The 25327-nt window shown below is 71.6% G+C and carries 24 protein-coding genes; 13 read left to right on the top strand and 11 right to left on the bottom strand.

Annotation, left to right across the window (positions count from 1 at the left end; all coding sequences use genetic code 11):
- Positions 1-19 precede the first annotated feature (19 nt).
- The 7 genes from AB5J51_RS22125 to AB5J51_RS22095 form a co-directional block, all read right to left on the bottom strand.
- Positions 20-283, bottom strand: coding sequence for a DUF3099 domain-containing protein (locus AB5J51_RS22125; RefSeq protein ID WP_030300849.1), 264 nt, complete (start codon positions 281-283; stop codon positions 20-22).
- A 140-nt stretch (positions 284-423) separates the two neighbouring features.
- Positions 424-714: a DUF1416 domain-containing protein gene (locus AB5J51_RS22120; protein WP_030300852.1), complete on the bottom strand. Its 291-nt coding sequence runs from the start codon at positions 712-714 to the stop codon at positions 424-426.
- Between the two features lie 58 nt (positions 715-772).
- Positions 773-1618 carry a sulfurtransferase gene (locus AB5J51_RS22115; protein ID WP_030300854.1) on the bottom strand — a complete coding sequence of 282 codons (846 nt, stop codon included), beginning with the start codon at positions 1616-1618 and terminating at the stop codon, positions 773-775.
- Between the two features lie 222 nt (positions 1619-1840).
- On the bottom strand, positions 1841-1924 hold the full coding sequence (locus AB5J51_RS22110) for a putative leader peptide (protein ID WP_350206375.1): 84 nt from the start codon (positions 1922-1924) through the stop codon (positions 1841-1843).
- A gap of 162 nt (positions 1925-2086) precedes the next feature.
- Positions 2087-2797 (bottom strand): DUF2993 domain-containing protein, encoded by a 711-nt coding sequence (locus tag AB5J51_RS22105; protein WP_133897623.1) that lies wholly within the window; start codon positions 2795-2797, stop codon positions 2087-2089.
- Positions 2798-2915: 118 nt separating this feature from the next.
- Entirely contained in the window at positions 2916-4073 is a 1158-nt protein-coding gene (locus tag AB5J51_RS22100) for a hypothetical protein (RefSeq protein ID WP_369780291.1), read from the bottom strand.
- A gap of 652 nt (positions 4074-4725) precedes the next feature.
- On the bottom strand, positions 4726-4980 hold the full coding sequence (locus tag AB5J51_RS22095) for a MoaD/ThiS family protein (protein WP_030300859.1): 255 nt from the start codon (positions 4978-4980) through the stop codon (positions 4726-4728).
- A 451-nt stretch (positions 4981-5431) separates the two neighbouring features.
- Between AB5J51_RS22095 and AB5J51_RS22090 the strand changes: the two genes are divergently transcribed.
- The 5 genes from AB5J51_RS22090 (at position 5432) to AB5J51_RS22070 (ending at position 10739) form a co-directional block, all read left to right on the top strand.
- Positions 5432-6235 carry a response regulator transcription factor gene (locus AB5J51_RS22090; protein WP_053787900.1) on the top strand — a complete coding sequence of 268 codons (804 nt, stop codon included), beginning with the start codon at positions 5432-5434 and terminating at the stop codon, positions 6233-6235.
- Positions 6236-6259: 24 nt separating this feature from the next.
- Entirely contained in the window at positions 6260-7282 is a 1023-nt protein-coding gene (locus tag AB5J51_RS22085; RefSeq protein ID WP_030300863.1) for a LacI family DNA-binding transcriptional regulator, read from the top strand.
- Positions 7283-7404: 122 nt separating this feature from the next.
- Entirely contained in the window at positions 7405-8505 is a 1101-nt protein-coding gene (locus tag AB5J51_RS22080) for a S1C family serine protease (RefSeq protein ID WP_369778448.1), read from the top strand.
- 51 nt (positions 8506-8556) lie between these two features.
- Positions 8557-9309: a response regulator transcription factor gene (locus AB5J51_RS22075; RefSeq protein ID WP_053787902.1), complete on the top strand. Its 753-nt coding sequence runs from the start codon at positions 8557-8559 to the stop codon at positions 9307-9309.
- Entirely contained in the window at positions 9306-10739 is a 1434-nt protein-coding gene (locus tag AB5J51_RS22070; RefSeq protein WP_053787903.1) for a cell wall metabolism sensor histidine kinase WalK, read from the top strand. The genes AB5J51_RS22075 and AB5J51_RS22070 overlap by 4 nt, the downstream gene beginning before the upstream one ends.
- A 54-nt stretch (positions 10740-10793) precedes the next feature.
- Here AB5J51_RS22070 and AB5J51_RS22065 read toward each other — a convergent pair whose 3' ends face one another.
- Together AB5J51_RS22065 and AB5J51_RS22060 are read right to left on the bottom strand one after the other, a co-directional pair.
- On the bottom strand, positions 10794-11681 hold the full coding sequence (locus AB5J51_RS22065; protein ID WP_369778447.1) for a phosphatidylinositol-specific phospholipase C: 888 nt from the start codon (positions 11679-11681) through the stop codon (positions 10794-10796).
- Between the two features lie 99 nt (positions 11682-11780).
- The gene (locus AB5J51_RS22060; RefSeq protein ID WP_053787905.1) at positions 11781-12350 is read right to left on the bottom strand and encodes a TetR/AcrR family transcriptional regulator; all 570 of its coding nucleotides are present in this window, start codon (positions 12348-12350) and stop codon (positions 11781-11783) included.
- A 126-nt stretch (positions 12351-12476) separates the two neighbouring features.
- On the opposite strand from AB5J51_RS22060, the gene AB5J51_RS22055 reads away from it, so the two are divergent.
- Complete coding sequence (locus AB5J51_RS22055; protein WP_369778445.1) at positions 12477-13262, top strand: alpha/beta fold hydrolase; 786 nt, start codon at positions 12477-12479, stop codon at positions 13260-13262.
- A gap of 124 nt (positions 13263-13386) precedes the next feature.
- Here the strand turns inward: AB5J51_RS22055 and AB5J51_RS22050 are convergent, their stop codons facing one another.
- Positions 13387-15201 carry a bifunctional UDP-sugar hydrolase/5'-nucleotidase gene (locus AB5J51_RS22050; protein ID WP_369778444.1) on the bottom strand — a complete coding sequence of 605 codons (1815 nt, stop codon included), beginning with the start codon at positions 15199-15201 and terminating at the stop codon, positions 13387-13389.
- A 175-nt stretch (positions 15202-15376) separates the two neighbouring features.
- Between AB5J51_RS22050 and mshD the strand changes: the two genes are divergently transcribed.
- The 7 genes from mshD to pstB all read left to right on the top strand — a co-directional run bounded on the left by mshD (position 15377) and on the right by pstB (position 24184).
- A complete protein-coding gene (gene mshD / locus AB5J51_RS22045) occupies positions 15377-16309 on the top strand; it encodes a mycothiol synthase (protein WP_053787908.1) in 933 nt (310 codons plus the stop codon).
- Between the two features lie 234 nt (positions 16310-16543).
- Entirely contained in the window at positions 16544-18817 is a 2274-nt protein-coding gene (locus AB5J51_RS22040) for an RNA degradosome polyphosphate kinase (protein ID WP_369778442.1), read from the top strand.
- A complete protein-coding gene (locus tag AB5J51_RS22035; protein WP_136225788.1) occupies positions 18798-19754 on the top strand; it encodes a CHAD domain-containing protein in 957 nt (318 codons plus the stop codon). The genes AB5J51_RS22040 and AB5J51_RS22035 overlap by 20 nt, the downstream gene beginning before the upstream one ends.
- 286 nt (positions 19755-20040) lie before the next feature.
- Complete coding sequence (pstS, locus tag AB5J51_RS22030; RefSeq protein ID WP_136225789.1) at positions 20041-21180, top strand: phosphate ABC transporter substrate-binding protein PstS; 1140 nt, start codon at positions 20041-20043, stop codon at positions 21178-21180.
- Between the two features lie 126 nt (positions 21181-21306).
- The gene (gene pstC, locus AB5J51_RS22025) at positions 21307-22296 is read left to right on the top strand and encodes a phosphate ABC transporter permease subunit PstC (protein WP_136225790.1); all 990 of its coding nucleotides are present in this window, start codon (positions 21307-21309) and stop codon (positions 22294-22296) included.
- A complete protein-coding gene (pstA, locus tag AB5J51_RS22020; protein ID WP_053787912.1) occupies positions 22296-23378 on the top strand; it encodes a phosphate ABC transporter permease PstA in 1083 nt (360 codons plus the stop codon). The genes pstC and pstA overlap by 1 nt, the downstream gene beginning before the upstream one ends.
- A gap of 29 nt (positions 23379-23407) precedes the next feature.
- Positions 23408-24184 (top strand): phosphate ABC transporter ATP-binding protein PstB, encoded by a 777-nt coding sequence (gene pstB / locus AB5J51_RS22015; RefSeq protein WP_369778440.1) that lies wholly within the window; start codon positions 23408-23410, stop codon positions 24182-24184.
- 137 nt (positions 24185-24321) lie between these two features.
- Here pstB and AB5J51_RS22010 read toward each other — a convergent pair whose 3' ends face one another.
- A complete protein-coding gene (locus AB5J51_RS22010) occupies positions 24322-25323 on the bottom strand; it encodes an inorganic phosphate transporter (RefSeq protein WP_053787913.1) in 1002 nt (333 codons plus the stop codon).
- Between the last annotated feature and the right edge of the window lie 4 nt (positions 25324-25327).

Raw genomic sequence — 25327 nt, 5'->3', positions numbered from 1 at the left:
GTTTTGATGTCTGGGGGTTTCAGTCCTCGTGACGCCGTTTTCCGTCCAGTTCGTCCCACCACTCGTCGGACTTCGGGTCGCCCGAGGGGTCGTCCCACCAGCGGTCGTCCGGCCCGCGCCGGTTCGCGATCATCGCGGCGACCGGCGGGATGACCATGGCGACCACGCACAGGGCCACGGCCGCCTCGACCGAGAACAGCCGCACGAAGGACCAGGCGGAGACGAACAGGAAGATGCATCCGCCCATGAGGAGGAAGTAGACGCGGCGCCGCCGGGCGTACATGCCTCAAGGGTAGGGCCGGAGGCGGGCGATGCGCAGGGCCGGGACGGCGCGAAGGGCCGCACCCCGTTCCAGTGGCGTCCAACCCCCTGGGGTGCGGCCCTTCGGCCGGTTCAGCTGCCGCTGCGTGCGCAGCGCGGTCGTCAGACCGCGATCGCCACGTCCGTCACGCCGCCGGCCTCGGCCACGACCACGGCGCGGTCCGCCTGGGCGCCGGGGACCAGCGCGCGCAGGGTCCACGTGCCGGTCGCCGCGTAGAAGCGGAACTGGCCGGTCGCCGAGGTCGGGACCTCGGCCGTGAACTCGCCGGTCGAGTCGAGCAGGCGCACGTACCCGCTGATGGGCTCGCCGTCCTTGGTCACCTGGCCCTGGATGGCGGTCTCACCGGGCTTGAGCGTCGCGAGGTCGGGCCCGCCGATCTGTGCTCCACACATGTTCTCTGTCCTGTCCTAGAGAGGTCGTACGGTCTACGGGGCGTCGCGTGCCCGGGAACTACTTGTTGGCGCCGAGCTCGATCGGCACGCCGACCAGGGAGCCGTACTCGGTCCAGGAGCCGTCGTAGTTCTTGACGTTCTCCTGGCCCAGGAGCTCGTGCAGCACGAACCAGGTCAGCGCGGAGCGCTCACCGATGCGGCAGTACGCGATGGTGTCCTTCGACAGGTCGACCTGCTCGGCCTCGTAGAGGGCGGTCAGCTCCTCGTCGGACTTGAACGTGCCGTCGTCGTTGGCGTTCTTCGACCACGGGATGTTGCGGGCGCTCGGCACGTGGCCGGGGCGCTGCGACTGCTCCTGCGGGAGGTGCGCCGGGGCGAGCAGCTTGCCGGAGAACTCGTCGGGCGAGCGGACGTCGACCAGGTTCTGGGCGCCGATCGCGGCCACGACGTCGTCGCGGAAGGCGCGGATCGAGGCGTCCTGCGGCTGGGCCTTGTACTGGGTGGCCGGGCGGTTCGGGACCTCGGTGCCGTCGACCAGGTCGCGGGAGTCGAGCTCCCACTTCTTGCGGCCGCCGTCGAGGAGGCGGACGTCCTGGTGGCCGTACAGCTTGAAGTACCAGTAGGCGTAGGACGCGAACCAGTTGTTGTTGCCGCCGTAGAGGACGACGGTGTCGTCGTTGGAGATGCCCTTGGCGGAGAGGAGCTTCTCGAAGCCCTCCTGGTCCACGAAGTCGCGGCGGACCGGGTCCTGGAGGTCCTGCTTCCAGTCGATCCGGACGGCGTTGGTGATGTGGTTCTTGTCGTACGCGGACGTGTCCTCGTCCACCTCGACGATCACGACGTTGGCGTCGTTCAGGTGGGCCTCGACCCAGTCGGCGTCTACGAGGACGTCGCTGCGGCTCATGGTGTTCTCCTCCGGGGCAGTGTGCGGCGGGGCGTGCTGTTGCAGGTGCAGTGCAGGTGCTGCGGAGCGGTCTGCAAGTGCTGGGTGCTGCGGGGGCGTGCCGCTGCGGGCGGCGCCCTCGGACACTGCGCGGGGAGGCGTCAGCGGGGAGGAGGGGGCGGCTGCGGTGCGGTCACGCGGGAAGGACGGTCGTCCGGCTGATGGAGCGGAAGCGCTCACAGGTCACATGGATCGACAGAGCATGGCGGCGACGCGACACAGGTCTACTGCCCGTCGCTTCGTGAGGTCCGCCTGCTGATGCTTCATAGCCATGGATCGTAGGGACGAATCGGCCGCCCTGTCACCGGCGTGTCATATTCCGAGACGGGATCGTCCGAATATTGGGATGCACATGCCCCCGGGTGGCTGCCGCACCGCCTCCGGGGGCCTTGGCAGGGCCCGTCCTTCTAAGGATCGGACCGCGCCGTCTCACGATCCGGCCAGCACCACGTCCGAGCCGCTCAGCGTGAGGTGGACACCGGCCTCGTCCGAGGTCAGCGTGGTCAGCTTGAGCCCGGACGGCAGTCCGCCGTCGAGCCGGCGGTCGAAGTCGGTCTTCTTGCGGACCGCGCTCTCGATCCCGGGCAGACCCTCGCCGGGCACCTCGTCGGCCCGGACCCGGACCATCTTGCCGCCGCCCGGCGCGTCCACGAGCGTGACGGTCGACACCACGCTGGGGGAGAGCCTGCGGCCGAGGACCTCCACCGCCGCCGTGACCTTCACCTTGCCCGGCGCCCCGCCGTAGGTGACCGTCACACCGGTCTGCGAGGCCTCGGTCAGGTCCCGGTACGTGACGAGGGCCGTGCCCTCGGCCCGCTCGGCGGTGCCCCCGCTGTAGTCCCCGTTCAGCTTCACGCTGCGGAAGCTGGCGTCGAGCTGCGAGAGCCGCGTCTTGCGGCCGTCCGAGACGGCCTCGACGCCCTTCAGCTTCACGTCGACGCGGTCGAGGTCGTGGCTGAGCGCCTGGGTCAGGAACGGGAACCCGTGGATGTCCACCTCCGTGCTCCCCGCCAGCCCCTGGCGGGCCTGGATGCGCTCGGCCAGCCGGTTCTCGGCATAGCTGACCGCCCAGCGGTCGGCGCCCGCGAACAGGGCGCCCAGCACCACTCCGATGATCACAACAACACGCAGGAACCGCACGTGCCCCTCCCCCTGTAGATCGGTACGTGCGTTCTAGTGGACCATGATCGGCCGTACGGAGGCCGTCAGCGGCGGTGTGATGCCCGCCGCGGCCGGCCGGCCTTGGGGAGGTCCGGCCTCAGCCCACCACCCGCCCGATCAGGTAGACGGCGGGAGCGGCGGCCGCCAGCGGCAGCGCGACACCGGCCGTCATGTGGACGAACTTGGACGGGTAGTCGTACGCGGCCACGCGCAGCCCGATCAGCGCGCACACCCCGGCGGCCAGCCCGACCAGCGCCCCGCCCACCCCGACGGAGGTCAGTCCGCCCACCGCGATCCCGGCGCCGGTGGCCGCGGCCAGCGAGACGCCGACGGAGGCCGGCGTCGGCAGCGGCAGCGCGCGGGTGAACACGGCGACCGCGACGGCCGCGGCGCCGACGCTGACGGCGGCGGAGTCGGCGGCGAGGTAGCCGGCGCAGACGATGGCCAGCGCGGCGGAGGCCACGGAGGCCATCAGCCCGTACATCCGCTCGTCGGGGTCGGCGTGGCTGCGCAGCTGGAGGACCAGCGTGAGCAGCACCCAGGCCCCGAGGGTGCCGATGATCGCGCCGGGGCCGTACGGGTCGTCCAGGGCGAGCACGGCGGCGTCGGCGACGAGCGCCCCGAGGAAGGCGAGGGCGATGCCCTGCCGGGCGGGCCACATGCCGTTGAGCCGGAACCAGCCGGCCGCGGTGAGCGCCTGGAGGGCGACCAGCGGGGCGAGCAGCGCGAGGTCGCCGAAGGCGGCGGCACCGGCCAGCAGCAGCCCGAGGGCGGCGGTCAGTATGGCCGGCTGCGGGCCGGGGTCGATGATCGGCGAGCGGCCCTCGGCCCGCGCCTGGGCGGGATCGACGGCGCGCAGGGTGTTGCCGGCGAGGGTGGGCGGGGAGTACGCGGGCTCCTCGCCCGGGATCTCGGAGCCGACGGGGCCCGCGGGCTGCTCCGCCGGAGCGGGGGCGGCCGTGGCGGCCGGCTCCTCGGCGCCCGGGCCGGGGCCGGGGCCGGGGTACGGCGGCAGGAAGGCGGTCTGCTCGGCGGCGTCGCCCGCGGGGGCGGCGGCCTGCGGCGGGAGATAGGCCGTCTGCTCGGCGGCGGAACCCTCGCCCCAGGCGGCACCCCCGCTCGGCGCCCAGTCGGGGGCGGGAGCCTGGGCCTGGGCCTGGGCTTCGGGAGCCTCGTCGCGGAACCAGCCCTCGGGCGCCATGGGCTGCGCCTGCGGCTGCGGGTCGGCCGCGGCCGGGCCGGGGTACGGCGGCAGGTACGCGGTCTCGGCGGCCGCCGGGGCCCCGGGGCCGGGGTACGGCGGGAGGTAGGCCGTCTGCTCGGCGGCACCGGCCGCCTGGGGCGGGAGGTAGGCCGTCTGCTCGGCGGCGGAACCCTCGGACCAGGCCGCGCCCGGGCCACCGCTCGGCGGCCACTCGGCCGCGGGCGCCTGGGCCTGCGCCTGGGCCTGGATCTGGGCCTGGGCCTGGGCGGCGGGGGCCTCGTCCCGGAACCAGCCCTCGGGAGCGACCGGCTGCGGGTCGGCCGCGGCCGGGCCCGGGTAGGGCGGCAGGTACGCGGTCTGCTCGGCCGCGGCGCCGGACCCGGCCGGCCACGACGTGCCGGCGCCGCCCTCGGACCAGCCCTCGGCGGTCTGGGGCTGGGCCTGGGCCTGGGGCTGTGCCTGCGCGGCCGGGGCCTCGTCGCGGAACCAGCCCTCGAGAGCCACGGGCTGGCCGGGCAGCGCCCCCAGCGGCGGCTGGACCGGCTGGACCGGCTGGACCGGCTGGACCGGCTGGTAGCCGGTGTCCCAGGTGTCCGACTGCCAGGTCTGGGTCCCGTACGGGTCCTGCCGGTCGTTGCGGGGCTGCTGCTGGTGCTGCTGCTGGTGCTGCTGTTGTTCCTCGGGAGTGCTCATCGGTTTCCGCTCACCCGCCCGCGAACGGCGGGAGCACCTCGACGGTGCCCCCCTCGGTCAGCGGAACGGCATCGTGCGGGCGCTTGCCCACGGGCTCTTCGTTCACGAGGAAGGAGCAGCGCTGCAGGACCCGGGTCAGCTCCCCGGGGTGGCGCTCCCGCACGGCGTCGAGCGCCTCGGCCAGTGTCTGCGCCGAGTACGGCTCCTCCGCCGTCTTGGCCGCGGCCTTGGCCGCCGCCCAGTAGCGGATGGTTCCGGTTGCCACTGCAGCTCCTATCGTCGGCTCTCTACCGTCGGCCTCCATCATGAACCCTCCGGAGCGCTGATCCGGTGTGCCTCCGCGCGCCCGGCGTGCGCCCGGGCGGCCCGCCGTACGTCCATCGATCCGGTGAAACCGGGGCATAAGCTGGGCGTAAGGGTGGCAGGAACCACAGCAGAGGCGGTGCCGAAGCCTCGGCCCCGCACCGGCGGGTGGGCTATTCTGCTGGCGAGAGGATCCGGGCAACGTTGCCCCCGGGTCCTTTTGTGCTTTCAGCACGTTGAACGGACCGAGAACAGTGGCGTCCGTCCGGACCTCAGGGCGCGGGGACCGGCAAGGCGCCGCACGCACCACGTACGAAGCAGTACCGCGAAAGTCCTCGACGGGACCGAGGAGGAACCGACGTGATGGACCAGCGAACCGTGCAGAACCGCCCGACCTGGGCAGGTGGTCGGGCATGAGCTCACTCCTGCTGCTGACCAATGCCCTGCAGCCGTCCACCGAGGTGCTGCCCGCCCTCGGCCTGCTGCTGCACAACGTCCGGGTGGCCCCCGCGGAGGGCCCCGCGCTCGTGGACACCCCCGGCGCGGACGTCATCCTCGTCGACGGCCGCCGCGATCTGCCGCAGGTGCGCTCGCTGTGCCAGCTGCTCCGCTCCACCGGCCCCGGCTGTCCGCTGATCCTCGTCGTCACCGAGGGCGGCCTCGCCGCCGTCACCGCCGACTGGGGCATCGACGACGTCCTCCTCGACACCGCGGGCCCGGCCGAGGTCGAGGCGCGGCTGCGCCTCGCCACCGGCCGCCAGCAGCTGGGCTCCGACGACTCCCCGATGGAGATCCGCAACGGCGACCTGTCGGTCGACGAGGCGACGTACTCGGCGAAGCTGAAGGGCCGGGTCCTCGACCTCACCTTCAAGGAGTTCGAGCTCCTCAAGTACCTCGCGCAGCACCCGGGCCGGGTCTTCACGCGGGCCCAGCTGCTCCAGGAGGTCTGGGGGTACGACTACTTCGGCGGCACCCGGACGGTGGACGTCCACGTACGGCGGCTGCGCGCGAAGCTCGGCCCCGAGCACGAGTCGCTGATCGGGACGGTCCGCAACGTCGGCTACCGCTTCGTCACGCCGGAGAAGGTCGAGCGGGCGGCCGCGGAGGCGGCTGCCCAGGCCGCGGCCAAGGCAGCGGCCCAGGCGGCGACCGGCGTCCCCCGTATGGAGGAACCTCCTGTGATCGTCCAGTCGGCAGGACGGCCTGCCCAGAGGTAGGTCACCCCGCGTAGACTCCCGAGCGTGGCCAAGGTGACGCGGGATGACGTTGCACGACTTGCGGGTACGTCTACCGCCGTCGTGAGCTACGTCATCAACAACGGACCCCGGCCGGTCGCCCCGGCCACGCGCGAGCGTGTACTCGCCGCGATCAAGGAGCTGGGCTACCGCCCGGACCGGGTCGCCCAGGCGATGGCGTCGCGGCGCACCGACCTCATAGGCATGATCGTCCCCGATGCGCGGCAGCCGTTCTTCGCGGAGATGGCGCACGCGGTCGAGCAGGCCGCCGCCGAGCGCGGAAAGATGGTCCTGGTCGGGAACTCCGACTACCGGGACGAGCGCGAGGTGCACTACCTGCGTGCCTTCCTCGGGATGCGGGTCTCCGGGCTGATCCTGGTCAGCCAGGGCATGAGCGAGCGGGCGGCCTCGGAGATCGAGGCGTGGGACGCGCGGGTCGTGCTGCTGCACGAGCGGCCGGAGGCGATCGACGACGTCGCCGTCGTCACGGACGACATCGGCGGCGCGCAGCTCGCCACCCGGCACCTGCTCGAGCACGGGCACGAGTACGTCGCCTGCATCGGCGGGGTGGAGAACACCCCGTCGGTCGGCGACCCCGTCGCCGACCACGTGGAGGGCTGGCGCCGGGCGATGCAGGAGTCGGGCCGCTCGACGGAAGGCCGCCTCTTCGAGGCGCCGTACAACCGGTACGACGCGTACCGGGTCGCGCTGGAGGTCCTGTCGGGCCCGGACCGCCCGCCGGCGATCTTCTGCGCCACGGACGACCAGGCGATCGGCGTCCTGCGCGCGGCGCGGGAACTGCGCATCGACGTGCCGGGAGAGCTGGCGGTGGCCGGCTTCGACGACGTCAAGGAGGCGGCCCTGACGGACCCGCCGCTGACGACGATCGCCTCGGACCGCCCGGCGATGGCGCGGGCCGCGGTGGATCTGGTCCTGGACGACGCCCTCCGGGTGGCCGGCTCCCGCCGGGAACGCCTGAAGCAGTTCCCGTCGGCCCTGGTGATCCGCCGCTCCTGCGGCTGCCACTAGCCCTTTTCAGGTACCCCTCGCACCGCTCGGGCCGGCCGGCTCATGTCGGGCATACGCGGTTCTGTCGGGGTTCTCAGGGGGGACTCAGGAAGCTCTCATGATCCGCGGACAGAGTCGTGGTCATGACCGAGAGCTTCCGCCGCGACGGCGAGTACCCGCAGGAGAACGGCCCGACCCAGAGCGCGCCCCTCGGCGGGGCCTACCCGCCGCCGCCCGCCTACCCGCCCCCGGCGGCACCCGGCTGGCACGAGGCGCACCAGCCCCCGGCAGCCCAGCCCCCGGCAGCTCCCGCACCCCTTGCGGGCCCCGCGCACGCGGCCCGGGCCCGGCGGCCCGTGGCACTGCTCGCCGCCGTGGCGCTGGCCGCCGCCGTCGTCGGGGGCGGCACCGCGGCCGCCGTGCAGCAGCTGCTCGGCAGCCAGGTCCGCAGCGGCGGCGTCAACGGCACCAACGTCTCGCAGTCCAGCAGCGGCACGGTCTCCGGAGTGGCCGAGCAGGTCAGCCCCTCCGTCGTGCGGATCGACACCCGCACCGGCTCCGGCCAGGGCACCGGCTCCGGCGTCGTGGTCACCGCCGACGGCGAGATCGTCACCAACAACCACGTGATCGACGGCGCCACCGAGATCCAGGTGACGATGAGCGACGGCAAGAAGTACACCGCCAAGACCGTCGGCACCGACCCCGACAAGGACCTCGCCCTCATCAAGCTCCAGGGCGCGACCGGCCTCAAGCCGGCCAGGCTCGGCGACTCCGACGGCCTCAAGGTCGGCGAGCAGGTCGTCGCCATCGGCTCCCCCGACCGCCTCACCGGCACGGTCACGAGCGGCATCGTCTCGGCCCTGAACCGCGAGGTCAACGTGCCCAAGTCCGAGCAGCAGGCACCCCAGCGGCAGCGCGGCAACGGCGGCGGCTGGCCGTTCTCGTACGACGGTCAGCAGTTCAACGGGAACACCGGGTCGAACACCACCTCGTACAAGGCCATCCAGACGGACGCCTCCCTCAACCCGGGCAACTCCGGCGGCGCCCTCGTCAACATGAACGGCGAGATCGTGGGCATGCCCTCCGCGATCTACTCCCCCTCGAGCGACAGCTCCACCGCCGGCAGCGTCGGCCTCGGCTTCGCCATCCCGGTGAACACGATCAAGGCCGACCTGGCCTCCCTCCGCAAGGGCGGCGCCGGTGGCAGTGACAGCGTCGGCGACGGCTTCGGGACCTCGTCCTAGGGCCGCCGTGCGAGCCTGGTACGACCGACCACGACCCCTGGGGGACCACAGATGATTCCGGCCGAAGGCGACCCGCACCGCATCCTCGTCGTCGACGACGAGCCCGCCGTGCGGGAGGCGCTGCGCCGCAGCCTCGCCTTCGAGGGGTACGCCGTGCAGACCGCCGTCGACGGGCTCGACGCCCTCGACAAGGCGGCCTCGTACGAGCCCGGCCTGATCGTCCTCGACATCCAGATGCCCCGTATGGACGGACTGACGGCGGCCCGCCGGCTGCGTGCCGCCGGCAGCACCACCCCGATCCTGATGCTCACCGCCCGCGACACCGTCGGCGACCGCGTCACGGGCCTCGACGCGGGCGCCGACGACTACCTCGTCAAGCCCTTCGAGCTCGACGAGCTCTTCGCCCGCGTCCGTGCCCTGCTGCGCCGCAGCGCGTACGCCGCCCCGCGGCCCGGCGGCGTCGAGGCCGAGGAGACGGACACGCTGGCGTTCGGCGACCTGCGCATGGACCTCGCCACCCGCGAGGTCACCCGCTCCGGGCGCCCGGTGGAGCTGACCCGCACCGAGTTCACGCTGCTGGAGATGTTCCTGGCGCACCCGCGCCAGGTGCTGACCCGCGAGCAGATCCTCAAGACCGTCTGGGGCTTCGACTTCGAGCCCAGTTCCAACTCCCTGGACGTGTACGTGATGTACCTGCGCCGCAAGACCGAGGCCGGCGGCGAGCCCCGCCTGGTGCACACCGTGCGCGGGGTGGGCTACGTCCTGCGCGCCGCGGGGGCCGGCGACTCCGGAGGGCACGAGTGAGCCCGGTCGCCCGGTTCCGTGCGCTGCCGCTGCGCTCTCGGCTCGCACTTCTGGTCACGGTCGCGGTGGCGGTCGCCGTCGCTGCCGTCGCCGTCGTCAGCTGGTTCATGGTGCGTACGCAGCTGAAGGGCCAGCTGGACAGTTCGCTGCGCTCCACCAACGCGAGCGCCCAGGCCAATCAGACGCTGCCCCAGCTCGGCTGCCGGGAGCAGGTGCCCGGCGCGATCGTGAACAACCTGAGCGCGCAGGTGCAGATCGTGCTGCCCACGGGCGGGCGCTGCTGGGTGGACGGCAAGAACACCCTCCCGGTGACGGGGTACGACCTCGAGGTCGCCCGGGGCGAGCGCGGCCCGGTGCTGTACGACGGCCACACCACGGACGGCACGCCCGTACGGGTCTACACCCAGCCGGTGAACGTCACCGGCCCGGTGGGCGGCAGCGTCGCCATCTCGGTCGCCAAACCGCTCGCCGACATCGAGAAGCCGCTGTCCACGCTGGCCTGGGTGCTGCTCTTCGTCTGCGGGGTCGGTGTCGTCGGCGCGGGCGCGGCCGGCCTGTGGGTGGCCCGTACGGGGCTGCGGCCGGTCGACGAACTCACGGGCGCCGTCGAGCACATCGCCCGGACCGAGGACCTCACCGTGCAGATCCCGCACGACGGCGACGACGAGATCGCCCGCCTGTCGCGCTCCTTCAACTCCATGACGGCGGCGCTCGCCTCCTCCCAGGAGCGGCAGGCCCAGCTGATCGCGGACGCCGGTCACGAGCTGCGCACGCCGCTGACCTCGCTGCGGACCAACATCGAGCTGCTCGCGCGCAGCGAGGAGACCGGCCGGGCCATCCCGCCCGAGGACCGCAGGGAGCTGCTGGCCTCGGTCAAGGCGCAGATGACGGAGCTGGCCGCGCTGATCGGCGACCTCCAGGAACTGTCCCGTCCGGACGCGGCCCCGCCCGCCAGGCTGGAGGTGGTGGCGCTGCAGGAGATCGTGCGGACCGCGCTGTCCCGGGCCCGGCTGCGCGGCCCCGAGCTGGACTTCACGTCCGATCTGGAGCCCTGGTACGTGCGGGGCGAGGCGGCGGCGCTGGAGCGGGCGGTCGTCAACGTCCTCGACAACGCGGTGAAGTTCAGCCCGCCCGGGGGCTCGGTGGAGGTCTCGCTGCGGGCGGGCGAGCTGACCGTACGCGACCACGGTCCCGGTGTCCCGGCCGAGGACCTCCCGCACGTGTTCGAGCGGTTCTGGCGGTCCCCGTCGGCCCGGGCCCTGCCGGGCAGCGGACTCGGGCTGTCGATCGTGGCCCGTACGGCGCAGCGCGCGGGCGGCAGCGCCGAGCTGCGCGCCCCCGCGGACGGCGGCCCGGGCACGGAGGCCCTCCTGCGCATCCCGGGGGCCCCGACCCCGCCGCCGGCCGACCGGCCGGACCCGGCCGCCTGACCGGGGCCGGCCCGCGGCGGCCCTGCCGGGGGCCGTCCCGGCCGGGTACCGGGCTCAGTTGTGCCGGATCAGGGAGGCGACCAGGCCTGACCGGGTGTTCGGGAAGTCCATCGGGACGATCCCCAGCCCGGTCCCGCCGGCCAGCTCCCCGCCGTCGACGAAGGCGTGCACCTGCGGGTTGAGCCGGTCGGAGTTCCAGCGCGGCGGCATGTAGGCGGCGGTGCTGACGTAGTTCACGAACAGCTTGCCGGGCTGCTGGACGGCCTTGCGGAAGTGGTTCTCGATCCGGCCGCGTTTGGCGAAGGGCTCGGTGTTGTAGTCGTCCTGGATGTCGAAGAGGTTGCCGTCGCCGTAGCGCAGTCCGGGCAGGCCGCCGTTGTCGGCGAGGAGCACGACCTTGCCGCGGGCCTGGCCGAGGGTGGGCAGGCTGTCGGCGATGCGGAAGAGCGGGCGCCAGCCGCGGTGGTCGAGGTAGTCGTCGAAGACGGCGCGGAAGGTGGCGTCGCTGTCCTCGGAGTACTCCTGCTTGAGCCGCATCAGCAGGGTCTCGGAGGGGTGCGCGGCAAGGAAGTTCGCGCAGGCGACGAGGACGTCGCCGAACATCAGATCCTGGAAGAAGGCCGCGTGGTGGATGGCGAACGAGCCGCCCGTGACGCGGCAGCGGACGTCGAGGAAGCGGATCCCGGAGTCGAGCTGCTGGGCGATCGAGGTGTTCTGGCAGGCGACGTAGAGCCCGCCCTTGGTGGCGCCGGAGTCGTGCGTGCCGGGGATGGTCATGCGCTGCAGGGCCGTGGAGTCGCCGAGTCCGGCCATCCAGTCCTGCGTGCCGAGGGCCGCGCGGGTGCCGAGCGTGCGGGCGGAGGCAGGGGCCGCCGCTCCGAGGCCCGCGGCCGCGCCCGCCGCCATCGCCCCGACCAGAAATGCCCGACGATCCAGTGCCATGTCCGCCCCTTTGCCGACCCGGTGATGGATTCCCAGCCACGGCTGGGTGCCCCCGGATTCTGGCGTGCGGGACCTGGCTTTACTACCCTTCGGTAGCACTCACCTTTCGAGCAACTCGGCCATGATGCGCAGCCCTTGGGCGAGCTCCCGCCCGTTCGGCGCCTGCTCCGGGTCGGTCAGGGTCTGCACCATCACCCCGGTCAGCAGGGCGATGTGCACCGACCCGAGGGCCCGTACGTCCTCCTCGGCGACCGCGTCCTCCGGGACCCCGCGCAGCTGCGCGGCCACCATGCGGCGGGAGCGGCGCTGACCCTCGGCGAGGGCCGCGAGCAGCTCGGGCGAGGACTGCGCGTGGACGAAGGCCTCGACGTTGGCGATCCAGAGCCAGCGCATGTCGCCGAAGTCCTGGATCTTGCGGTCCCAGGTGTCGGCGTACCGCTCCTCTGTGGTGTCGCCCTGGCCCGCGAGTCGGCCGGACCCGGCGGCCCATTCGTCCATGGCGGCGAACAGCGCGAGGTTGAGCAGGGCCTCGCGGGAGCCGAAGTGGTAGCCGATCGCGGCCATGCTCACCTTCGACGCCGCGGCGATGTCGCGCACGGTCGTGCGCGAGTACCCCTTCTCCTCCAGGCAACGGCGCGCTCCGGCCAGCAGGTCCTCGCGATTTCCCATGCCGGGATCGTAGCCGCGCAGCGACTTGGGCAAGCGCCCAAGACAAACGTATTGCACGCTTGCCCAAATCCTGGCAGTCTTCGTTGGGTCACCGCCACAGCAGGACACACAGGGGAGAGCGGAACCATGCGCCACACGATGACGATCGACGGCCGCACACTGTCGTACCGGGACTTCGGCGGCCCGGGCCGCCCGCTGCTCGCCCTGCACGGGGGCATGTCCGAAGGCCTCGCGTTCGCCGGCCTGGCCGGCGCCCTGGACGACGGCTGGCGGGTCATCGCCCCCGACCAGCGCGGCCACGGCGACTCCGACCGGGCCGCCGACTACGGCCGCGCCGGATACGTATCCGACGCCGTCGCGCTCCTCGACCACCTCGGCCTCGATGCCCCCGTCGCCCTCCTCGGCTACTCCCTCGGCGGGCTCAACGCCGTCCACCTGGCGGCCGCCCACCCGGACCGGATCTCGGCGCTCATCGCCGTGGATTCCACCGTGGAGGTCCACCCCGTCCCGCAGGGGGCGGTCTTCGACTTCCTCCACGGCATGCGGTACACCGCCCCCACCCGCGAGGAGCTCCTCGCCGCCGCCGGGCCGGTGGGCTCCCAGTTCGTCGAGCGGGTGCTGCGCCCGCTCCCGTCCGGCGAGGGCTGGCGGCTGCCGTTCCACCCGCAGGACATGCTCGACTCCATCGAAGGCTGCCGCGGCGACCACTGGGACGCCTGGCTCGCGAGCAGCTGCCCGGCCGTGCTGATCCACGGCACCGGCAGCCAGGCGCTCACCCGGGACACGGCCGACGCGATGGTCGCCCGGCGGCCCGGGACCTCGTACACGCCGCTGGACGGGGACCACTTCGTGCCGTTCACGGACCCGGCGGGCTTCAACGCGGCCGTGGGGAAGTTCCTCGCGACGCTCTGACGGCCGTGTCCGTCCCGTCACGGGGGTACGGGGCAGATGCCGAAGGGGCGGCGGGCCGCAGGGCCCGCCGCCCCTTCGGGCGTGGCTGTTGCGTACAGACCGTCGCCGGTGCTGTCCGCGGGTGTTACTTGACGACCGTGATGCGGTCCGCCGCCGGCGGGGCGATCGGGGCCGCCTGGGTCGACTTCGCCAGGTAGGCGTTGAACGCCTCCAGGTCGGGCACGCCGACCAGCTTGTTCTTGTGCTCCTTCAGGACGGTGAAGCCGTCACCGCCGCCCGCGAGGAACTCGTTCATCGCGACCCGGTAGGTCTTGGCGGGGTCGATCGCCGCGCCGTTCAGCTTCACCGAGTCCACGGCGATGCGGTCCACGCCCGTCTTCGTCATGTCCAGGGTGTAGGTGAAGCCCTTCGAGACCTGCAGGATCTTCGGGTTCGCACCGTTGACCGGGCCGCTGACCTGCTGCTGGAGCGCGGTGATCAGCTGCGCGCCCGTCAGGTCGACGATGTTCATCAGGTTGTTGAACGGCTGGACCGTGTAGGACTCGCCGTACGTCACGACGCCGTCGCCCTCGGCGCCCGCGGCCTTGTAGGCCAGGTCGGCGCGGATGCCGCCCGGGTTCATGATGGCCAGCTGCGCGCCGCCCTTGGCCGCCGGGGCCGTGGCCTCCAGCTGCGCGTCGGCGATCAGGTCACCGAGCGGCTTCTCGGGCGCCTCGGAGCCGCGGCCCGCGATGTCCGCCGAGATGTAGCCCATCGGACGGCTGGCGACCGGGGCCGCGAGCGCGTTCCAGCGGGTGATCAGCTCGGTCATGTCCGGTGCCTTGGGCTGGTCCCGGGTGACGACCTTGTTGACCGGCTTCGGCGCGAGTGCCGCCGTACGGACGATGTCCTTGGTCTGGCGGTCGTACGTCAGCGTGGTGTCCGTGAACAGGCGGCCGTAGGAGGCGGCCGAGGTCACCATGCGCGGGTTGCCCGCCGGATCCGGGATGTTGCAGGCGTACGCCTGGTGCGTGTGGCCGGTCACCAGCGCGTCGACCTTCGGGTCCACGTTCTTGGCGATGTCCACGATCGCGCCCGAGATGCCGGCGCCGGCGCCCGGGGTGTTGCAGTCGTAGTTGTACGCGCCGCTCGCGGGCAGGCCGCCCTCGTGGATGAGCGCGACGATCGACTTGACGCCCTGCTTGTTCAGCTCGGCGGCGTACTTGTTGATCGTCTCGACCTCGTCGCCGAACTTGAGGCCCTTGACCCCTTCGGCGGTGACGACGTCCGGCGTGCCCTCCAGGGTGACGCCGATGAAGCCGATCTTCACGTCCCCCTTCTGCCAGATGAACGTGGGGTTCATCATCGGACGCTTGGTCTTCTCGTCCGTGACGTTCGCCGCGAGGTACTTGAACTCGGCGCCCGTGAACTCCTTGCCGAACTCGAAGCAGCCCTCGACCGGGTGGCAGCCGCCGTACGCCATGCGGCGCAGCTCGGTCTTCCCCTCGTCGAACTCGTGGTTGCCGACGCTGCTGACGTCCAGCTTCAGCTTGTTCAGCGCCTCGACGGTGGGCTCGTCGTGGAAGAGACCGGACAGCATCGGGCTGCCGCCGATCATGTCGCCGGCCGCGGCCGTGACGGAGTACTCGTGGCCCTTGCGGGCCTCGCGCAGGCTGGTCGCCAGGTACTCGACACCACCGGCGGGTATCGCCTTGGTGGTGCCGTCCGGCTGACGCTCGCTCACGGTGCCGGAGGAGCCCTGCGGCGGCTCCAGCGTGCCGTGGAAGTCGTTGAACGACAGCATCTGCACATCGACGGTGCGGCTCTTGCCCGCACCGCCACCACTCGCGGCACCGGCCGGCAGTGCGGCCGCGACCATCGCTCCGGCGCCGGCCGTGACGGCGATGGCGGCGAAGGTCAACCGGCGGGTTCGGCGGTGCCGTTGTGGCGTCGCTGACATTTAGTCCCCTTTTGGACAGCGGTGAAACTCGGGAGGTCGGCGGCAGCCTATGGTCAACGCGCGTAGCACGACAGGGGGTACGGGTGTCAGCCTGGTTACACGCAGAAGACGGCTCACCGTCGGTCCGCTGCACGCACACCACCGCAGGCGCCTCCCGCGGTCGTACGCTCGACGCATGACTGACGACGCAGCAGCGGCCCTGGAGCCGGGACGCCAGATTGAGACCCTCGACGAGCTGACGGAAGAACAGGCAACGGCCGTGCTCGCCCTCATCGAGGACGCGGCGCGCACGGACGGCACGACCGCCGTGTCCGAGCAGGGCCGCCTCCAGCTGCGCGGCGGACGCCGCGAGGGGATCCGACACTTCCTGCTCACCGAGAAGGGCCGGCTCGCCGGATACGGGCAACTGGAGGACACCGACCCGGTGGAGGCCCCCGCCGCCGAGCTCGTCGTCCACCCCGCGCTGCGCGGGCGCGGGCACGGGCGGGCGCTGGGCTCGGCCCTGCTGGCCGCCTCCGGCAAGCGGATCCGGGTGTGGGCGCACGGCGGCAAGTCCGCCGCCCGCCACCTCGCACAGGTCCTCGGCCTGACCCTGTTCCGGGAGCTGCGCCAGCTGCGCCGCCCGCTCGGCCCGGAGGGGCCCCCGCTGCCCGAGGTGGTGCTGCCGGCAGGAGTGACCGTACGCACCTTCGTGCCCGGCCAGGACGACGCGGCCTGGCTCGCGGTCAACGCGGCCGCCTTCGCCCACCACCCCGAACAGGGCGCGCTGACCCAGCGGGACCTGAACGACCGCATCGCGCAGCCGTGGTTCGACCCCAAGGGCTTCTTCCTCGCCGAGCGGGACGGGGAGCTCGTCGGCTTCCACTGGACGAAGGTCCACGCCGAGGAGCGGCTCGGGGAGGTCTACGTGCTCGGCGTCCGCCCCGGCGCCCAGGGCGGCGGCCTCGGCAAGGCCCTCACCGCGATCGGCCTGCACCACCTCGCCGGGGCGGGACTGCCCACCGCGATGCTGTACGTGGACGCCGACAATCCGGCCGCCCTCGCCGTCTACGAGGGCCTCGGCTTCAGCACCCACGAGGTCGACCTGATGTACCGCACCGAGAGCTGATCCGCAGCCACGGGGGAAGCCCGTACGGGTGCGCCGGAGGCGCGCGGGGCCCGTACGGGTGTATACCGGGCGCGGAAAAGACGTACTCGTGCACCACCCGGAGCCTGGAAGCCATGCGCCATTCACCGGACCTTAAGACGCGCTTGCGACTCTCCCCGCATGCAGCCCCGACTCCGACTGACGGCGACCACTTCCGACGCGCCTGTCCTGCCGCTTGCGCGGAACAATGGAGTCATGAGCCACCAGCCCAGCGCAGGCCCCACCGAGGTCCCCGCCCAGCACCCGTCTCACACGTCCACCGCAGCCTCCGCCGGCCCGGCGCCCAAGCCTGCGCGGATCGGCTCCATAGCCGCGCACCGCCCGCATTCCGGCCAGGGGCCCGGGCTGGCACCCGATCTCGACGCCGATCTGGACGCCTACGACGACAAAGAGGGCGGCGAGCTCCCGCCGGGGCGGTTCCTCGACCGCGAACGCAGCTGGCTGGCCTTCAACGAGCGGGTCCTGGAGCTGGCCGAGGACCCGGCGACCCCGCTGCTGGAGCGCGCCAACTTCCTGGCGATCTTCGCGAGCAACCTCGACGAGTTCTTCATGGTCCGCGTCGCCGGCCTCAAGCGCCGCATCGCGACCGGCGTCGCCACCCGTTCGGCCTCCGGGCTGCAGCCCCGCGAGGTGCTCGACCTGATCTGGACGCGCTCGCGCGAGCTCATGGCGCGGCACGCCGCCTGCTTCCAGCAGGACATCTCCCCGCAGCTCGCCGAAGAGGGCATCCACCTCATCCGCTGGCCGGACCTCACCGAGAAGGAGCAGGCCCGCCTCTTCACGCTGTTCCGGAACCAGATCTTCCCGGTGCTCACCCCGCTGGCCGTGGACCCCGCGCACCCGTTCCCGTACATCTCCGGGCTCTCCCTGAACCTGGCCGTCGTCGTCCGCAACCCGGTCAGCGGCCACCGCCACTTCGCCCGCGTCAAGGTCCCGCCGCTGCTCTCCCGCTTCCTGGAGGCCTCCCCGCAGCGCTACGTCCCCCTCGAGGACGTCATCGCCGCGCACCTGGAGGAGCTCTTCCCCGGCATGGAGGTGCTCGCGCACCACATGTTCCGGGTGACCCGAAACGAGGACCTCGAGGTCGAGGAGGACGACGCCGAGAACCTGCTCCAGGCCCTGGAGAAGGAGCTCATGCGGCGCCGCTTCGGCCCGCCGGTGCGCCTGGAGGTCGAGGAGTCCATCGACCCCGGCATCCTGGACCTCCTCGTGCAGGAGCTGAACGTCTCCGCCGCCGAGGTCTACCCGCTGCCCGGCCCGCTGGACCTGACCGGCCTCTTCGGCATCGCCTCCCTGGACCGGCCCGAGCTGAAGTACCCCAAGTTCGTCGCCGGCACCCACCGCGACCTCGCCGAGGTCGAGTCCGCGTCCGCGCCCGACATCTTCGCCGCGCTGCGCGAGCGGGACGTGCTGCTGCACCACCCGTACGACTCCTTCTCCACCTCGGTGCAGGCCTTCCTGGAGCAGGCCGCCGCCGACCCGGACGTCCTCGCGATCAAGCAGACGCTGTACCGGACCTCCGGCGACTCCCCGATCGTGGACGCCCTGATCGACGCCGCCGAATCCGGCAAGCAGGTCCTGGTGCTCGTCGAGATCAAAGCCCGCTTCGACGAGCAGGCCAACATCAAGTGGGCCCGCAAGCTGGAGGAGTCGGGCTGCCACGTCGTGTACGGGCTGGTGGGCCTGAAGACCCACTGCAAGCTGTCGCTCGTCGTCCGCCAGGAGGGCGACACGCTGCGCCGCTACTCCCACGTCGGCACCGGCAACTACCACCCCAAGACCGCCCGCCTGTACGAGGACCTCGGCCTGCTCACCGCCGACCCGCAGGTCGGCGCGGACCTCTCCGACCTGTTCAACCGGCTGTCCGGGTACTCGCGCCGCGAGACCTACCGCCGGCTGATCGTCGCGCCGCGCTCGCTGCGCGACGGGCTGATCTCGCGCATCGACAAGGAGGCCGCCCACCACCGGGCGGGCCGCCCCGCGTACGTGCGGCTCAAGATGAACTCGATCGTCGACGAGGCCCTGATCGACTCGCTCTACCGGGCCTCCCAGGCGGGAGTGCCCGTCGACATCTGGGTCCGCGGCATCTGCGCCGTGCGCCCCGGGGTCCCCGGGCTCTCGGAGAACATCCGGGTCCGCTCGGTCCTCGGCCGCTTCCTGGAACACTCCCGGGTCTTCGCCTTCGGCAACGGCGGCGAGCCCGAGGTGTGGATCGGCAGCGCCGACATGATGCACCGCAATCTCGACCGCCGCATCGAGGCACTGGTCAGGGTCGCCGACCCGGCCCACCGCGCGGCACTGGACCGGATGCTGGAGACCGGGATGTCCGACTCCACCTCCTCCTGGCACCTGGGCCCGGACGGCGAATGGACCCGGCACAGCACGGACCACGAAGGCCAGCCGCTGCGGCACGTTCAGGAGATGCTCATAGACGCCCGGAGGCGCCGGCGTGGCTCTGCCAAACCATGACCTGACAGCGCGTGGAGAGGGCTCCGCGGGGGACGTGCTCGGCACGTACCTGCGGGCCCAGGCCACCGCCTTCCTACGCGGGCTCCGACTCCACGAGGAGAGCGGGGCCGACGCCGCGGAGGGCGGCGGTGCGGCGCGCAGCCTGCGGGGGGCTGCGCGCCGGATCAGCGGGTCCCTGACCACCTTCCGGGTGGTGACCGAGTCCTCCTGGGCCGACGGGCTGCGCACCGAACTGGTGTGGCTGTCCTCGACCCTCGCGGACGAGCACGCGTACGCCGCCCGGCTGACCCGGCTGCTGGACGCCCTGCACCGGCTGTCGGGCTCGCCGGAGGTGCCCGCGCCCCGCGGCGCCTCGGGTGCGCTGACGGTGGGCTCGGCGCGGGCGGCCGCCCTGCTGGAGCGGCAGCTGACGCTGGCCCGGACCCGCGCCCACTCGGCGACCCTGCAGGCGCTGGGCTCGTCCCGGTTCCACGCGGTCGCGGACGCGGTGGCGGTCCTGGCCTCCGAGGTGCCGCTGGACCCGGTCGCGGCCCGGGGGCGGGTCGACGAGGTCCTGGTCCCGCTGGCGGAGGTGGCCCGGACCCGGCTGGCGACGGCCGTCTCGGCGCTGCCGCACGCCGCCGAGGCCCACCCGTACAACCCCGACCAGGACGGCTGCTGGCACGAGGTGCGCCGGCTGCTGCGGGTCCACCGCTACGCCCGGGAGGCCCTGGGCGAGGACGTGGCCCGGCTGGCGGCGGCCGGCGACGCGCTGGACCGCCACCGCGACGCCGCCGAGGCCGCGGCCGCCTCGGCGACGGCGGCCCGCACCCCGCGGATCGCCCCGGCGACGGCGTACGCGCTGGGGGTGCTGCACGCGGACCAGCGCCACGAGGTGGAGGCGGCCCGGTTCACGTTCCAGGACCTGTGGCAGCCGGCGGCGGCCCCCGCCGGCTGACCGAAAGGAATCAGCCACCCCCGGCCGGTCACATAACGGTAACGGCGGGACAACGGCGGATGACGCTGCAGCGCAAACCGGCCCCTCCACACCAGGCCGTCCGCCATGGTTCACCGTCCGTTCATTTGCCCCGGTCGGCCACTTCACCTGATCTGCCTAATTTCATTGGTGCACGGAGCGCGTCGCCCACCGGGACGAGCGACACGTCGTGCACCTGACGTAGTCCTCTTCGCACGCCGCCCCGATACAGAAAGCGGCCGGCGGCTTCTGGAAGGAACACCCGAAAGTGAAGCTTCAGCGCAAGAACATGCTTCGTGCCTCCGCCCTCGGGGCGCTTGTCGTGTCCGGCGCCCTGGTCCTCACGGCGTGCGGCTCGGACGACAACACGAAGGACGGCGGCGCCGCCAGCGGCAAGCCGTCGGCCGCCGCTGCGGGCGACATCAAGTGCGACGACGCCAAGGGCAAGCTCCTGGCCTCCGGCTCCTCCGCCCAGAAGAACGCCGTCGACCTGTGGGTGAAGGCCTACATGGCCGCCTGCTCCGGCGTCGAGGTCAACTACAAGTCCTCCTCCTCCGGTGAGGGCATCGTCGCCTTCAACCAGGGCACCGTCGGTTTCGCCGGCTCGGACTCCGCGCTGAAGCCCGAGCAGGTCGAGGAGTCGAAGAAGATCTGCACCGGCGGCCAGGGCATCAACCTGCCCATGGTCGGCGGCCCCATCGCCATCGGCTTCAACGTCTCCGGCGTGGACAAGCTGACGCTGGACGCCCCCACCCTCGCCAACATCTTCAACGACAAGATCAAGAAGTGGGACGACGAGGCGATCAAGAAGCTGAACCCCGGCGTCACGCTTCCCTCCACCGCCATCCAGGCCTTCCACCGCTCCGAGGACTCGGGCACCACCGAGAACCTGGGCAAGTACCTCAAGGCCGCCGCTCCCGCTGAGTGGACCTACGACGCCGCCAAGAAGTGGCCGGCCCCCGGTGGCCAGGCCGCCTCCGGCTCCGCCGGTGTCGCCTCGCAGGTCAAGGCCGTTGACGGCGCGATCGGCTACTTCGAGCTGTCCTACGCCTCCGCGCAGAGCATCAAGACGGTCGACGTGAACACGGGCGCCGCCGCTCCGGTCAAGGCCTCCGCCGACAGCGCCTCCAAGGCCATCGCCGCCGCCAAGATCGCCGGGACCGGCTCGGACCTGGCTCTTAAGCTTGACTACACCACCAAGGCCGAGGGTGCCTACCCGATCGTCCTGGTGACGTACGAGGTCGTCTGCGACAAGGGCAACAAGCCCGAGACGCTCGCCACCGTCAAGTCCTTCCTCAACTACACCGCCTCGGACGCGGGCCAGAAGGTCCTCTCCGAGAACGGCTACGCGCCGATCCCGGCCGAGATCAACACCAAGGTCCGCGAAGTCATCAAGTCGCTGTCCTAATCACTGAATCCCAGGTGCCGGGCAGCTCCCGTCCGAGCTGTCCGGCCTCCGGGACCCTCCCCTCCACCCAGGGGATCCGGTGCACCGCCGCCAGGGGGCCTTCCCCCCACCCAGACCGGAAAGATCATGGCTTCCACCACACCCACCCAGATAGACCAGGCTCCGCCTGTCTCCAAGAGCGCGAGGTCCACCGGTCGTGCCGGTGACAAGATCTTCGCCGGGCTGTCCAAGGGCTCCGGCATCCTGCTCCTGGTGATCATGGCGTCGATCGCCATCTTCCTCACCTACCGTGCCTCGATCGCACTGTCGAAGAACGAGGGCAACTTCCTCACCACCTTCGACTGGAACGCGTCGGCCAACCCGCCCGTCTTCGGCATCGCCGTCCTGCTCTTCGGCACCGTCGTCAGCTCGATCATCGCGATGGCCATCGCGGTTCCGATCGCTGTCGGCATCGCCCTCTTCATCTCGCACTACGCGCCGCGCAAGCTGGCCGCCCCCCTCGCGTACGTGGTCGACCTGCTCGCCGCCGTGCCGTCGATCATCTACGGCATCTGGGGCGCGCTCTTCCTCGTCCCGCAGCTCGGGGGCCTGAACCTCTGGCTCGACGAGTACATGGGCTGGACCTACGTCTTCGACAAGACCCAGGTCGGCGTCGCGCGCTCGCTCTTCACCGTCGGCATCCTGCTCGCGATCATGATCCTCCCGATCGTGACCAGCGTCAGCCGCGAGGTCTTCCTGCAGGTCCCGCGCATGAACGAGGAGGCCGCCCTGGCCCTCGGCGCGACCCGCTGGGAGGTCATCCGCATGTCGGTGCTGCCCTTCGGCCGCTCCGGCGTCATCTCCGCCTCGATGCTCGGCCTCGGCCGCGCCCTCGGCGAGACCATGGCCGTCGCCACGGTCCTCTCCCCGAGCTTCCTGATCAACGGGCACATCCTGGACCCCGGCGGCGGCACGTTCGCGCAGAACATCGCCGCGAAGTTCGACGAGGCCAACGAGTTCGGCCGCGACGCGCTGATCGCCTCCGGTCTCGTGCTCTTCCTTCTCACCCTGCTGGTCAACGGCGCAGCCCGGCTGATCATCGCCCGTCGCAAGGACTTCTCGGGGGCGAACGCCTGATGAGCCACGCACTCCAGGACCAGCGCCCCACCGGGGCCCGCAAGTCCGTCGCCCCCGCCGGCCTCACCCGCGGCGGCCTGCCCCGCTGGGCCCCGGCCGCCATCGCGGCCCTCTCGATCGCACTCGGCTGCGGCATCGGCGTCGTCGCCGACCTCCACAGCAAGATCCAGTGGGGCCTGATCGCCTCGATCCTGTTCGTCGCGATCACGTACACCGCGAGCGCGATCGTCGAGAACCGCCGCCAGGCCAAGGACCGCGTCGCGACCTCCCTCGTGTGGGTCTGCTTCGTCCTCGCCGTCATCCCGCTGCTCTCGCTGATCTGGACCACCATCAGCCGCGGCATGGAAGCCCTCTCCGGGGACTTCCTCAGCCACTCGATGAACGGCGTCACCAGCTTCGAGGAGGGCGGCGGCGTCTACCACGCGCTGCTCGGCACCATCGAGCAGGTCGCCCTGGCCACCGCGATCGCCGCGCCGATCGGCCTGCTGACCGCCGTCTACCTCGTCGAGTACGGCAGGGGCCGACTCGCCAAGGCCGTGACGTTCTTCGTCGACGTCATGACCGGCATCCCGTCCATCGTCGCGGGTCTGTTCATCCTGACGACCTGGAACCTGGCGCTCGGCTTCGGCCCGTCCGGCTTCGCCGGCGCCATGGCCCTGTCGATCCTGATGATGCCCGTCGTGGTCCGCTCCACCGAGGAGATGCTCAAGCTCGTCCCGAACGAGCTGCGCGAGGCCGCCCTCGCCCTCGGTGTGCCGAAGTGGCGCATGATCCTCAAGGTCGTGCTCCCCACCGCCATCGGTGGCATCGCGACCGGCGTCATGCTGGCCGTCGCCCGCATCGCCGGTGAGACCGCGCCGATCATGCTGCTGGTCTTCGGTACCCAGCTGATCAACGGCAACCCCTTCGAAGGTGCTCAGTCCTCGCTCCCGCTGTACATCTGGGAGCAGTACAAGGTCGGCAGTGACGCCTCCTACGACCGGGCATGGGCCGCAGCGCTCGTCCTGATCGCCTTCGTCATGATCCTCAATCTGGTGGCCCGCGGCATCGCCCGCTGGAAGGCCCCGAAGACCGGTCGCTGACGCGACCAATGAAAGCGAAGTGACCCCTCATGGCGAAGCGAATCGACGTCAGCGGACTGTCCGCCTTCTACGGCGCCCACAAGGCCATCGATGACATCTCGATGACCGTGGAGCCCCGCTCCGTGACCGCCTTCATCGGCCCGTCCGGCTGCGGCAAGTCCACCTTCCTGCGCACCCTGAACCGCATGCACGAGGTCACCCCCGGCGGCCGCGTCGAGGGCAAGGTGCTGCTGGACGACGAGAACCTGTACGGCGCCGGCGTCGACCCGGTCGCGGTCCGCCGCACCGTCGGCATGGTCTTCCAGCGCCCGAACCCCTTCCCCACCATGTCGATCTTCGACAACGTGGCGGCGGGCCTGCGCCTCAACGGCAGCTTCAAGAAGTCCGAGCTCGCGGACATAGTGGAGCGGTCCCTGAAGGGCGCCAACCTCTGGAGCGAGGTCAAGGACCGCCTGAACAAGCCGGGCTCCGGCCTCTCCGGCGGCCAGCAGCAGCGTCTGTGCATCGCCCGCGCCATCGCGGTCGAGCCGCAGGTCCTGCTGATGGACGAGCCCTGCTCGGCCCTGGACCCGATCTCCACCCTCGCGATCGAGGACCTGATCGGCGAGCTCAAGGAGCGCTTCACGATCGTCATCGTGACGCACAACATGCAGCAGGCCGCCCGCGTCTCCGACCGGACCGCCTTCTTCAACCTCTCGGCGGTCGGCCAGCCCGGCAAGCTCGTCGAGATCGACGACACGGACCGGATCTTCTCGAACCCGTCCGTGCAGGCGACCGAGGACTACATCTCGGGCCGCTTCGGCTAAGCCGAAGCCCCTCGGATGTGAACACGTCCTGCGGTGCTGCATGGCGGTGCCACCGCAAGGCGAAAGAAAAGGGCCGGCTCCCCCTGGGTGGGGGGAGCCGGCCCGCTTTCGTTCTCCGGCCCACGGCCGTCGTACGACTAGCCGACGAAGGCCAGGTCGACGATCCAGAAGCTGAGCGCGGCGACCAGGGCCGCGGCCGGCATGGTGATGAACCAGCCCATGACGATGTTCTTGGCGACGCCCCAGCGGACCGCGTTGACCCGCTTGGTCGCGCCCACGCCCATGATCGCCGAGGTGATCACGTGGGTGGTGGAGATCGGCGCGTGGAACAGGAACGCCGAGCCGAACATGATCGAGGCGCCCGTGGTCTCGGCTGCGAAACCCTGCGGCGGGTCCAGCTCGATGATCTTGCGGCCGAGGGTGCGCATGATGCGCCAGCCGCCCGCGTACGTACCGAGCGACAGCATCACGGCGCACACGAGCTTGACCCAGACCGGGATCGCGTCACCGTTCTGCTGCACATCGGCGATGACCAGGGCCATCATCACGATGCCCATCGTCTTCTGCGCGTCCTGGAGGCCGTGGCCGAGGGCCATGCCGGCCGCCGAGACCGTCTGCGCGATACGGAAGCCACGCTTGGCCTTGTGCGGGTTGGCCCGGCGGAACATCCACAGGATGGCGACCATCACCAGGTAGCCGACGACCAGGCCGACGACCGGCGAGACGAACATCGGGATGACGACCTTGTCGAGGACTCCCGACCAGATGACCTGGGTGCCGCCGGCCAGCGCCGCACCCACCATGCCGCCGAACAGCGCGTGCGAGGAGGACGAGGGCAACCCGAAGTACCAGGTGACCAGGTTCCAGACGATCGCGCCGACCAGGGCCGCGAAGAGGATCCACATGCCCGTCTTGCCGGTGGGCGTCTCGATCAGGCCCTCACTGACCGTCTTGGCGACCCCGCTGCCCAGGAAGGCACCGGCGAGGTTCATCACCGCGGCCATCGCGAGGGCGGCGCGCGGGGTCAGCGCGCGGGTCGAGACCGAGGTCGCGATCGCGTTCGCCGAGTCGTGGAAACCGTTGGTGTACGTGAAACCGAGCGCGACACCGATGGTCACGATCAGAGCGAAGGTGTCCACGAGG

It is taken from the genome of Streptomyces sp. R33 (assembly GCF_041200175.1).
Taxonomy (GTDB): domain Bacteria; phylum Actinomycetota; class Actinomycetes; order Streptomycetales; family Streptomycetaceae; genus Streptomyces; species Streptomyces katrae_B.
Note: the sequence above shows the minus strand (reverse complement) of the source record. Positions and strands in the feature narration are given on the sequence as shown.

Excerpts from the sequence above, each read along its gene's own strand:
- AB5J51_RS22110 (WP_350206375.1), bottom strand. The coding sequence starts at position 1,924 with ATGAAGCATCAGCAGGCGGACCTCACGAAGCGACGGGCAGTAGACCTG.
- pstA (WP_053787912.1), top strand. The coding sequence starts at position 22,296 with ATGAGCCACGCACTCCAGGACCAGCGCCCCACCGGGGCCCGCAAGTCC.
- AB5J51_RS22050 (WP_369778444.1), bottom strand. The coding sequence starts at position 15,201 with ATGTCAGCGACGCCACAACGGCACCGCCGAACCCGCCGGTTGACCTTC.
- AB5J51_RS22115 (WP_030300854.1), bottom strand. The coding sequence starts at position 1,618 with ATGAGCCGCAGCGACGTCCTCGTAGACGCCGACTGGGTCGAGGCCCAC.
- AB5J51_RS22065 (WP_369778447.1), bottom strand. The coding sequence starts at position 11,681 with ATGGCACTGGATCGTCGGGCATTTCTGGTCGGGGCGATGGCGGCGGGC.
- AB5J51_RS22055 (WP_369778445.1), top strand. The coding sequence starts at position 12,477 with ATGCGCCACACGATGACGATCGACGGCCGCACACTGTCGTACCGGGAC.
- mshD (WP_053787908.1), top strand. The coding sequence starts at position 15,377 with ATGACTGACGACGCAGCAGCGGCCCTGGAGCCGGGACGCCAGATTGAG.
- AB5J51_RS22075 (WP_053787902.1), top strand. The coding sequence starts at position 8,557 with ATGATTCCGGCCGAAGGCGACCCGCACCGCATCCTCGTCGTCGACGAC.
- AB5J51_RS22080 (WP_369778448.1), top strand. The coding sequence starts at position 7,405 with ATGACCGAGAGCTTCCGCCGCGACGGCGAGTACCCGCAGGAGAACGGC.
- AB5J51_RS22120 (WP_030300852.1), bottom strand. The coding sequence starts at position 714 with ATGTGTGGAGCACAGATCGGCGGGCCCGACCTCGCGACGCTCAAGCCC.
- AB5J51_RS22040 (WP_369778442.1), top strand. The coding sequence starts at position 16,544 with ATGAGCCACCAGCCCAGCGCAGGCCCCACCGAGGTCCCCGCCCAGCAC.
- AB5J51_RS22060 (WP_053787905.1), bottom strand. The coding sequence starts at position 12,350 with ATGGGAAATCGCGAGGACCTGCTGGCCGGAGCGCGCCGTTGCCTGGAG.
- pstB (WP_369778440.1), top strand. The coding sequence starts at position 23,408 with ATGGCGAAGCGAATCGACGTCAGCGGACTGTCCGCCTTCTACGGCGCC.
- AB5J51_RS22090 (WP_053787900.1), top strand. The coding sequence starts at position 5,432 with ATGAGCTCACTCCTGCTGCTGACCAATGCCCTGCAGCCGTCCACCGAG.
- AB5J51_RS22125 (WP_030300849.1), bottom strand. The coding sequence starts at position 283 with ATGTACGCCCGGCGGCGCCGCGTCTACTTCCTCCTCATGGGCGGATGC.
- pstC (WP_136225790.1), top strand. The coding sequence starts at position 21,307 with ATGGCTTCCACCACACCCACCCAGATAGACCAGGCTCCGCCTGTCTCC.